Genomic DNA, 8464 nt, shown 5'->3' with positions numbered 1-8464 from the left:
TTGATGCAACAGTCTTGGCACCTTTCAAGGTACCAGCCTTAGTATACAATGCGTTAGTACCATTAACGTTAACGTTACGAGTAGTAGCGTCAGTCGATAAGGCCTTGTTTGATGTAACCTTAGCATAGCTCTTTGCAGATGCGTTGGTAGCGTTAGCTGAACCAGCAACAGCGACAAAGCCTAAAGCAGCTAAGCCTACAAATAATGATTTCTTCAAGCTTGATTTCATTATGTTGTCTCCTCCAATATAATATGATTTGTAGTTCACTAGGTATATGTAAACTGCACTTATTATTTTAACTTAACGAAGTATAAATAACAAGGACAATTTGTACCCAATCAACTCTACGTCTATTATTGTATCGCCTAACATTTCATATCGCAAGGCAAATGCTTTTTATTTATGTGTTTGTTATATCTGAAACATAGTTGTAATAGAAGCCTATGGTCCCTTAACTAATTCCGTCCAACCCCACTATCCATAGGGGTTGTAAGAACTGTTGCGATTGATACATTGTGTGCAAAACAGTTGAATTGCCGCCCTTAATCGCCGAAAACGCGGTTATTTTATTCCTTAATTTGCCTGATAAAGGGCTCGTTTAAAAAAATCACGACAACGTTTTGACACTTTCTGGGGGTATTTGGGTTGTTATTTCAGCTAAAATTCTTTTAAAAAATCGTTGAATTTGTCGAAAGCAATCAACCAATCGTCAATTTTCACTGTCATCAGCGGCCTCTTTTATCTTGCGAGGGTTAAAAAACCATTATCAATTTCAACAACGGCATTATCCCATACATGACATATTTTAAAATAGGTCGTATGCCAAAATCACGTTAACAGAAAAAGCGAATCAGCCAACCATCTTTTACAGATGATCGGGAGATTCACTTTTTTACCATCAGAACAGTAACCGTTCTAATTGCTTACCGTTTATCTACTATTATTATATCTATCATGCTGCGTTTGATTGCTAATGTTCTTGAAATTTACGTGCTAGGCTTTCTTTTCATCGCGATTATCAAACAACGATTCAATGTTCGTGCTGCGGTACTGAGCAGCGACTGGTGTGGCATAGAGGTTCACGCCATCCTTTTGGAACATGTTGAGCGCCGCAATTTGGCTCATTTGTTTTTGGACATCAGTGCCCTCAAGGGTGTCGTTGGCGTAGTTGATGGTCATGGTCTTGAGCTTGTCATCTGAAGATTTGAATACCAGTTCTAATTTTTTCATAGAATGTTCCTCCATTTAGTCCTAATTTAAATTACGCTACGGGTACGACTGGGGTTGCCGGGGCCGTTGCTTTCTCATCCACGGTCACGCGATCAGTTGACGTTACGGCTGCATCGGTAATGTCACCATCAACAAGGGTTTCTAAGATGTTGCCGAACGCGCTCACAGCTTCGGCCTTTACATCCTTCGCAACATTACTAAAAGAATGCTTAACACCCTTCTTGTGATCCGCATTAACCAACGTATAACTAACACTTGCTTTCATCCATTCCTTTTGCATATTCTCGTTCTCCTCTGTTTAATTACTTGTAAGCCGGTTGGCCAACCCTTACATCTATTAGTAACGAAACAACGAGGCAAAGTGTAAAGCTATTTTTCAATTAATTTGGCAACTTTTCTTTGAATCCCCTTCCGCCAGTTATGAACCGTTTGCCGGGAAACGTTGCAGGGCTTGGCGATCTCAGTCAGGTTATAGCCATAATCAAGGGCGAGGGTGAGGTACTGGGCTTCATTAGGGGTTAGTTCCCTTCTCAATTCACTAGAAAATGCGTTTAACTCATAGTCAGCCACCGTTTGCTTCAGGTCTGGCAGCTCTGCCAACGGATCATCTTTATCCCCTGCCAGACCCTGAACATGCTGATTGACCGTCAGCTGCTTGCGAAGATAATCAAGTAACTTCCAATATACCCCTTGATAAATGTACACCAGTAGGTTCTCTGGCCCTTTTTCCAGGCAAGCTGCCTTCATGTACTTCTCCACGAAGGCAATCATCCCTTCTTGAACCATATCCTCATAGAATGGATTGCTTCTATTAATATGCAGTTTCTTTAAGGCGCCATAGACCACCTTTTCGTGATCGCCTGCTTGGAGAAACGCAAATGCCTCCGCCCGTAATTTGTTTACATCTTGTTTATTCGTCATCACTTGAATCTTCCTTTTTCTCAGATTGATCCAAGGGCCCTTGTCACAAGAAAGCATTATATTATAGAAGTAATTAAGGCAACAACGGCATACTTATCGAGGAATAATACCGCTACCATTGTTGTGATAGCGGTATTTTGCCAAGATTGTCGGATTGAGTTTTGATGTTGATGAAAAAATTTTAAAAGGAAATCAGTACGGGTGGCTGGGGTGGTTTTTATTTGAGGCGATTGGGAAAGTTGAAATTGCGGAGTAGTTGCATCATGGATATTTGAATGATGACAACTTTATTACTGATAGCTTCACAACATTTGTCATGCTTGGATTTCATTTAGGCGGAAAATAACTGGCGGGATATTAATTTGCTATAACTGATTTCTTGGATTTAGTCACTTCTGGATGTTAAAAAATATTTAGTGATAGTATTTGCGTATTTAACATTTAGAAGCGAACTTTAAACAGCATCTAAAAACTATGGAAGCAATTCATTTGTTCGTGTACGCCAATTGTCGTACAATCAAGTAGAGGTGATTAATAATGGCAAGAATTGAAGCTCGGATCGATTCAGACGTTAAAAATAAAGCTAAAACGGTTTTAGAGGCGCACGGCTTAACAATTTCAGATTTTATTCGAATGACCTTAACCACAGTCGCAAATGAAGGACTTCCCAAATACTATTCAATCCCTAATCGCGAATTAATAGACTCTCTACAGGAAGTGATTCATGATCTGGCTGGCAAAAAGGAACTTCCCGGAGCTGATAATTTAGACGAATTGGAAAAGCTTCTCAATTCACAAAATAACGGATCGGAGTCTCGAGGCTGATGCATAGATCAATCAAATTTACTAAGCAATTTAAAAAACAATTCCGTAAACGAAAACAAGATCCTAAGTGGTACCCGATTTTTCATAATCCTTTACCAGAAGCAATTGATCCCAGAGGACGGACCCCTTGGGAATTTATTATCGCTTGTCTAATCAATGATGATCCAATTCCAGATTATTTTTACGTACATGCCTTAGAAGGATTATCTGATTTGAAGCACCAAATCAAACGACAATTAAACAATCCTCAACTTACAATAATCATCCTAGAATTACATTTTGATAGTCACAGTGGGGACCATTTGTTAGTCTTTGTACCAACTGAAGAGATTGTTTTTTTTGGCTGGTATTGGGACACATAATGATTTATTTTGAGCAGCTAAGTCATCACTGCGTATTGCTTCCACAACAGCACCTCGATACGGAACGGATCAAGTTCCGAGGGGCCTCAATAAAACAAATCAAAAAAATGCCGCCAACAAATGCTGGCGGCTGAATTATTAAAGTAAGGGTACAGGGTTAGAAAGCGTCTCTAACCGCGACTAGTGATCAGATACGAAGCCTCTGTCGGGCAATGTGGCGACCCCCTACCACACCAATCTGGCAAGCAAAGGCATTTCTCTTTGCTCCAAATAACCATACCCGATGTAAGTACTCATTTCAAGAATCATAACCCTCTTATTTTTTATTTCTGCCTATATACTTTCAACCTAAGGCTACTGCTATCGAACAAGAAGCTTCGCAATTCACAAACTAACGAATCACTGTCTCAAGACTAATACATGGAGCCTTACCAAAGTTTTGGATACCGATTATCTTTTAAATAATTATCAGGTTATTTTGCTATTACAAAACTAGTTTTGTACAATAAAAGTAATTAGTTCCTCAAATAAGGAAGGGACATGTCTATGAGGTCCGTCAAGTATCTGCTAATCGTGATTGCCTTAATATTAAGTTGGTTCTACCTGGATTCAGATACAAAATCATGGGTCATTAGTGCTTTGAGTTTATTCACTGTTTGGAGTGCGACCCATGACGACAAGCAGGACAAAAAACAGGCAAATTAACCATTAGTAAAAGCCAATCCGCATTTTGAGAAGATCCGAAATGCAAATTGGCTTTTAAAATACTCATGGTTTTGGGGCTCAAGTATTGGTATTAGGACTGAGGAATTGGTTTGACAATGTACGGCTCACCAAAAACGCTCATCGCCCGTTGTAACAGGTTTAGATTGGCGTTTTGTTGACCATTTTCAATTTTAGCTAATTGTCCCTGGGTAATTCCAATTTTGCTTGCTAACTCTTGTTGGGTTAAATGGCGTTTTTGCCGTTCAATCCGCAACGTATACGCAGCATCAGCCTCCGCTGGCAAAGTAACTGACTCATTTAACGGCTGACCATTCCTACCAGCAATAATCAGATTAGCCAGCTCGTCATCGGAAAGTTTTCTGCCCAACGCCTTAACAATGAAACTCACATCCCGAATATTGACCGCGTCCAAAAGTAACCGGCTTAACTTGTCAGATGCATTCTGATATTGCTTGGAATCTACAGGGTACGAAGCAATCACATGATTCAAATCATTCAATTCAATGATAATCTGATCTTTAGTAGCCATCAATAACGCCTCCTTCTGGTAAATATTGATCAATAACTTTTTGACTAGCTTCATTGTCAAAATATAGATGTGATGAACTAATCAACCGTGCCCCTAAGTGTTGATAGAACTGCTGGACTCCCGTTGTCTTACTAATAAGATCTACAAACCCATCAGCAAATTTGCGATCAAACGAATCAATCATTACGATCGCTAACAGCATCCCGCCAAATCCCTTCCGCTGAAATGATTTCAACACTTCAATATTATTGATATGGTCATAGTTATCCCGTTGAATGAAACTGACGAGTCCAACCAATATTTCTTCACTAAATAGACCTACCAATATATCTTCACTTGAAAGGTTTTTCCAATCAAATATAAATTCATCAAGGTCATACTTAGTAATTCTATCCGTCAAATTTTTAAATACAATCTTTTTCATATAACATATTATATCATATACATTCCAATATGGAATATTTCACGCTTGCCGATTTTTATGCTTATTCCTCAACAGGAACCTAGCAAAAAATCGAACTTCCCAACACAAAAGTTATCTTCTAACTGAGCAGTCCGATCAATTCTCGTCACTCAATACCTATCAGATTGGAGTGGTTGACATGCAACCAGCAACCGAACAAGAAGCCTTGGACTTACTTAAAAAACTTAATATCCACTATCGACGGGTTGACCACCCCGCTATTTGGACGATGAACGATCCCAACACACCAAAAGGGCTGCCAGAAGTTAAGAATCTACTGTTGAAGCAGAAAAAAAGTGATCAATTCTACCTATACCTAACCGACAGATCCCGAGTGAATTTCAAAGCATTAGCCGACCAGCTTGGCATTGCACGCAGTAGGCTCACGTTCGCGTCTGAGGACGAACTGGAAGACTTGCTTGGTGTTGTGTCTGGCATGGTCACCCCGCTAGCATTGATGCACGACGGCAAACATGAGGTGCAGGTCTTATTGAATCGTGATCTCCACACACTACCGGAAATTTCTGCCCACCCCAACATCAATACGGCCACGGTATTAATGTCTTATGGCGACTTACTGAAGGTGCTTCGTGCGATGAGACATGAGCCGATGGTGATTGGATGAGGTTGTTGCGTTTGTGTAACAAAAAAATGGGCAATGAATGCCCATTTTTTTAAATACTAATTTTAACTCAAAATTGCAATCGCGCGTTGTCGCAATTCTTGAACTAATTTTTCTGAAGTGTGCCCAACGATTTCACCATTACGGGCTTGAAAATCATAGGTGGGCAATTGCCAAGTAACGACACTTCCTTTAATGCCACTTTCAAAGTCGGCAAAGGCGTAGTAAAAATCGTTATCAGAAAAATCCTTAGAGGTGACAACCATTCCAATAACCATTCCAGTCGCCCGATTATAATCATTGTTTGATAAAACAATCATTGGCCGTCTAATATTCTGATCAGTCGTACTGTGGCCCCCATACTCATGACCTGCATGTGGTTCTGCATCTATAAATACGATATCTCCTCGCATGGGTATATGCATGGTCAAATCTCCTTACCAAATCGCTTTTCTTCTGCATAATTAATCTTTTTCAGATCACTGCGAAAATCATAATTTTGAGCTTTTTCAGTATGCCAAATGTTTTTTTGTTGCGGCTTATATTTTAATGTCCCATCATCTAATATTTCCAAAACGTATTCTGCTCCTTCCTTAACTTCAGCATCAGCTGGGATAGTTAAGCTCAATGAATTCCCTGAACGGCGAGCAACGAAACTGCCAGCAATTCGACCGGATTGTTTTTCTCTTTTTTGCATGAGGAATCCCTCCTTCGTACTTACGAGTATATACACACGTATAAATAAGTACAAGTACTTACGCTCTGAGTTCTTTATATATTCTCACACTCCCATTACTCGACGAATAGAGAAACACTTTGCTTACCTTCCCTTAATTAAATACGGAAAGATTCTCAATATTAGCTATTATTTCTGGGTTGTTGCTCGTAGTTCTTCATCCAACGACCAGACTAATTTACTTTAATTATCATGTTCAATCATGCACGTTAGAGCTTGATCCTGTTGTTCATCGGCTAAGTCCACAATTTTAATATCACAAGTTCTTAAAGGACCATTTTCTATATAGCTCTTAATAAAGCATGGTAGAAACCATTTCCCGATTTCTACCATGCTTTTATTTTTACTTATCAAAAACGGGACTTCATGGCAAATGTTAAAATACGTTCATACGTTAACATTCATAAGGAGACGAACAATGACAAAAAAAGTATTAATCACCGGTGCCAATCGCGGCATCGGCTTTGAAACTGCCCGCCAATTGGCCCACCAAGGTTGGTACGTATTGTTAGGGGTTCGCAACATTCAACGAGGACAAACAGCCTTGGCCAAATTAAACGCTGAAAATTTATCTAACGTTGAATTGATTCATATCGATCTTAATAATCTAGAAACGCTCGATGAAGCGGTCACTGAAGTCAACCGCCACCACCCTGATCTACAGGTCATCGTTAATAATGCCGGGATCGCTGGCGACATGAATAAAGGCCCTTTAGACTTCTCTGCCAAAGAGCTGGATAATTTGATGAAGGTCAACGTGGAAGGCAACTTTGAGATGATTAAGCAATTCACACCGATTTTGGCTAAAAATCAGGGAAAAATTGTCTGTCTGACCATTCCTACCATTATCAATAATTTCTTCAAGCCGTTTGGGTACCTTACCAGCAAATCAGCGCTAAATACTCTGATCAAATTAATTGGCAACGATTACAAGCAAAACCACATTCCAGTTGAGGTATTCGGCGTTATCCCCGGTGGCGTTACAACCGACTTAAATGATCACATGAGTGGCTGGATGATGCATTCCGTTGAAGAAGGCGGCCAAATTATTGCAGCAGCAGTGAATGACGCTCATAACCACCAAGGTAAAATTATTAACCGGATGGGCATCGTTTCATTGGGCGCTAAGCACATTTGGAGCAAGATAAAGCCAACTCACAAAAGTTAATTAGAAGATTTATGAACTTATGATGAACTTTGGCGTGATAGTAATAATCCAGAAAATACAGTCCCGGTTTTCCACTCAGCAATTATTGAAAATGATACGTTGATTTTACGAGCGGACTTCTCCTGGCTTTTCCATGGCTTTATGCAAAGTACATAGTTAACTTTTTGTTAGTAGCTTTAGCAATCTTTTCCATATTTTTTATTGTAATATTACCATCTCCGGTTTCCCAACGAGCAATCGTTGACTGAGGAACTCGAACTTTGTCGGCTAGCTGTTGTTGCGTGAGGCCAAGTTCTTTACGTAACTCTGAAATTTGAACAGCAAAATCATCTTGTTGTTGGTAATGTTCAACGGCTTCCTTAAATTCTGGATCTTTACTGCTAAGTTTTTCAATCATTTTTTCTGTTGGGGTCATAATAGTTTCTCCTTCGATACTTTGCTTTATGGATTTCTGAAAACGGCGTTTTTCGGCTCTTTTTAACAAAATTTTGCGTAATCACGTAATTGGCATCAATATCTTCAAAATAAATTGACCTACTAATTCCATGGTCAAAATGAATTCTAATTTCAAACAAATTATCATCAATCTTCTTTACCCATAACTTTTGAGCTGCAATCATGAGACCGTATTTTTCAATTCTATTAATTCTACTCACAATCTTTGCCCGATCAATCTTGGAAAATTTGGATAATTCTTTAAAAAATTCACCTTCGTTATAGTAATAAAAGTAGTAATAAAAGTTCATAGCAGGCTCCTAATCTTCTAATAGCATATATGCTATAGACAAAAGAATCAAACACAACATTCCTAAAATATGGCCCCTCTTGAATGTCGAGGTAACTACTATTTTCTATCCATCCCTCTAGTGAATAAATACGTA

General features: G+C 39.2%; 14 protein-coding genes and 1 pseudogene. 5 read left to right on the top strand and 10 right to left on the bottom strand.

The features are described from left to right. The 4 genes and pseudogenes from FC98_RS11785 to FC98_RS11770 all read right to left on the bottom strand — a co-directional run. A pseudogene (locus FC98_RS11785) lies at window positions 1-229 on the bottom strand (hypothetical protein); the annotation flags it as partial. A gap of 765 nt (window positions 230-994) precedes the next feature. Beyond that, window positions 995-1231 carry a DUF2922 domain-containing protein gene (locus tag FC98_RS11780; RefSeq protein WP_056949619.1) on the bottom strand — a complete coding sequence of 79 codons (237 nt, stop codon included), beginning with the start codon at window positions 1229-1231 and terminating at the stop codon, window positions 995-997. Between the two features lie 31 nt (window positions 1232-1262). Next, window positions 1263-1511 (bottom strand): DUF1659 domain-containing protein, encoded by a 249-nt coding sequence (locus FC98_RS11775; RefSeq protein ID WP_054656102.1) that lies wholly within the window; start codon window positions 1509-1511, stop codon window positions 1263-1265. 89 nt (window positions 1512-1600) lie between these two features. Next, window positions 1601-2152: a sigma-70 family RNA polymerase sigma factor gene (locus FC98_RS11770; protein WP_054656100.1), complete on the bottom strand. Its 552-nt coding sequence runs from the start codon at window positions 2150-2152 to the stop codon at window positions 1601-1603. Window positions 2153-2689: 537 nt separating this feature from the next. Here FC98_RS11770 and FC98_RS11765 point away from each other — a divergent pair. From FC98_RS11765 to FC98_RS14730, 3 genes are all read left to right on the top strand, one after another. Beyond that, a complete protein-coding gene (locus FC98_RS11765; protein WP_054656098.1) occupies window positions 2690-2977 on the top strand; it encodes a type II toxin-antitoxin system RelB/DinJ family antitoxin in 288 nt (95 codons plus the stop codon). Continuing rightward, window positions 2977-3339 (top strand): hypothetical protein, encoded by a 363-nt coding sequence (locus tag FC98_RS14870; RefSeq protein ID WP_056949618.1) that lies wholly within the window; start codon window positions 2977-2979, stop codon window positions 3337-3339. The genes FC98_RS11765 and FC98_RS14870 overlap by 1 nt, the downstream gene beginning before the upstream one ends. 546 nt (window positions 3340-3885) lie before the next feature. After that, on the top strand, window positions 3886-4044 hold the full coding sequence (locus FC98_RS14730) for a hypothetical protein (RefSeq protein WP_156637296.1): 159 nt from the start codon (window positions 3886-3888) through the stop codon (window positions 4042-4044). A 91-nt stretch (window positions 4045-4135) separates the two neighbouring features. Here the strand turns inward: FC98_RS14730 and FC98_RS11755 are convergent, their stop codons facing one another. Both FC98_RS11755 and FC98_RS11750 read right to left on the bottom strand, forming a co-directional pair. Further along, window positions 4136-4594 (bottom strand): helix-turn-helix transcriptional regulator, encoded by a 459-nt coding sequence (locus tag FC98_RS11755; RefSeq protein ID WP_054656096.1) that lies wholly within the window; start codon window positions 4592-4594, stop codon window positions 4136-4138. Beyond that, window positions 4584-5018: a GNAT family N-acetyltransferase gene (locus FC98_RS11750; RefSeq protein ID WP_056949617.1), complete on the bottom strand. Its 435-nt coding sequence runs from the start codon at window positions 5016-5018 to the stop codon at window positions 4584-4586. Before FC98_RS11750 ends, FC98_RS11755 begins: the two co-directional genes overlap by 11 nt. A 178-nt stretch (window positions 5019-5196) precedes the next feature. On the opposite strand from FC98_RS11750, the gene FC98_RS11745 reads away from it, so the two are divergent. Beyond that, window positions 5197-5682, top strand: a complete 486-nt coding sequence (locus tag FC98_RS11745; protein WP_056949616.1) for a YbaK/EbsC family protein — start codon at window positions 5197-5199, stop codon at window positions 5680-5682. A gap of 62 nt (window positions 5683-5744) precedes the next feature. Here the strand turns inward: FC98_RS11745 and FC98_RS11740 are convergent, their stop codons facing one another. Together FC98_RS11740 and FC98_RS11735 are read right to left on the bottom strand one after the other, a co-directional pair. Further along, the gene (locus FC98_RS11740; protein WP_054656090.1) at window positions 5745-6110 is read right to left on the bottom strand and encodes a type II toxin-antitoxin system PemK/MazF family toxin; all 366 of its coding nucleotides are present in this window, start codon (window positions 6108-6110) and stop codon (window positions 5745-5747) included. Beyond that, window positions 6107-6376 carry a hypothetical protein gene (locus FC98_RS11735; RefSeq protein WP_056949615.1) on the bottom strand — a complete coding sequence of 90 codons (270 nt, stop codon included), beginning with the start codon at window positions 6374-6376 and terminating at the stop codon, window positions 6107-6109. The genes FC98_RS11740 and FC98_RS11735 overlap by 4 nt, the downstream gene beginning before the upstream one ends. Window positions 6377-6833: 457 nt before the next feature. Here FC98_RS11735 and FC98_RS11730 point away from each other — a divergent pair, with 457 nt between their 5' ends. After that, on the top strand, window positions 6834-7583 hold the full coding sequence (locus FC98_RS11730; protein WP_054656088.1) for an SDR family NAD(P)-dependent oxidoreductase: 750 nt from the start codon (window positions 6834-6836) through the stop codon (window positions 7581-7583). A 139-nt stretch (window positions 7584-7722) separates the two neighbouring features. Here FC98_RS11730 and FC98_RS11725 read toward each other — a convergent pair whose 3' ends face one another. Together FC98_RS11725 and FC98_RS11720 are read right to left on the bottom strand one after the other, a co-directional pair. After that, window positions 7723-7998 carry a helix-turn-helix domain-containing protein gene (locus FC98_RS11725; protein ID WP_056949614.1) on the bottom strand — a complete coding sequence of 92 codons (276 nt, stop codon included), beginning with the start codon at window positions 7996-7998 and terminating at the stop codon, window positions 7723-7725. Next, complete coding sequence (locus FC98_RS11720) at window positions 7973-8329, bottom strand: type II toxin-antitoxin system RelE/ParE family toxin (RefSeq protein WP_056949613.1); 357 nt, start codon at window positions 8327-8329, stop codon at window positions 7973-7975. Before FC98_RS11720 ends, FC98_RS11725 begins: the two co-directional genes overlap by 26 nt. Window positions 8330-8464 lie beyond the last annotated feature (135 nt).

The organism is Lentilactobacillus kisonensis DSM 19906 = JCM 15041, from assembly GCF_001434135.1.
Taxonomy (GTDB): domain Bacteria; phylum Bacillota; class Bacilli; order Lactobacillales; family Lactobacillaceae; genus Lentilactobacillus; species Lentilactobacillus kisonensis.
This window is presented reverse-complemented; position numbering and strand designations above follow the sequence as displayed.

Bases quoted from the DNA above. Each gene is read 5' to 3' on its own strand.
- FC98_RS11780 (WP_056949619.1), bottom strand. From the start codon at position 1,231: ATGAAAAAATTAGAACTGGTATTCAAATCTTCAGATGACAAGCTCAAG.
- FC98_RS11775 (WP_054656102.1), bottom strand. From the start codon at position 1,511: ATGCAAAAGGAATGGATGAAAGCAAGTGTTAGTTATACGTTGGTTAAT.
- FC98_RS11770 (WP_054656100.1), bottom strand. From the start codon at position 2,152: ATGACGAATAAACAAGATGTAAACAAATTACGGGCGGAGGCATTTGCG.
- FC98_RS11765 (WP_054656098.1), top strand. From the start codon at position 2,690: ATGGCAAGAATTGAAGCTCGGATCGATTCAGACGTTAAAAATAAAGCT.
- FC98_RS14870 (WP_056949618.1), top strand. From the start codon at position 2,977: ATGCATAGATCAATCAAATTTACTAAGCAATTTAAAAAACAATTCCGT.
- FC98_RS14730 (WP_156637296.1), top strand. From the start codon at position 3,886: ATGAGGTCCGTCAAGTATCTGCTAATCGTGATTGCCTTAATATTAAGT.
- FC98_RS11755 (WP_054656096.1), bottom strand. From the start codon at position 4,594: ATGGCTACTAAAGATCAGATTATCATTGAATTGAATGATTTGAATCAT.
- FC98_RS11750 (WP_056949617.1), bottom strand. From the start codon at position 5,018: ATGAAAAAGATTGTATTTAAAAATTTGACGGATAGAATTACTAAGTAT.
- FC98_RS11745 (WP_056949616.1), top strand. From the start codon at position 5,197: ATGCAACCAGCAACCGAACAAGAAGCCTTGGACTTACTTAAAAAACTT.
- FC98_RS11735 (WP_056949615.1), bottom strand. From the start codon at position 6,376: ATGCAAAAAAGAGAAAAACAATCCGGTCGAATTGCTGGCAGTTTCGTT.
- FC98_RS11730 (WP_054656088.1), top strand. From the start codon at position 6,834: ATGACAAAAAAAGTATTAATCACCGGTGCCAATCGCGGCATCGGCTTT.
- FC98_RS11725 (WP_056949614.1), bottom strand. From the start codon at position 7,998: ATGACCCCAACAGAAAAAATGATTGAAAAACTTAGCAGTAAAGATCCA.
- FC98_RS11720 (WP_056949613.1), bottom strand. From the start codon at position 8,329: ATGAACTTTTATTACTACTTTTATTACTATAACGAAGGTGAATTTTTT.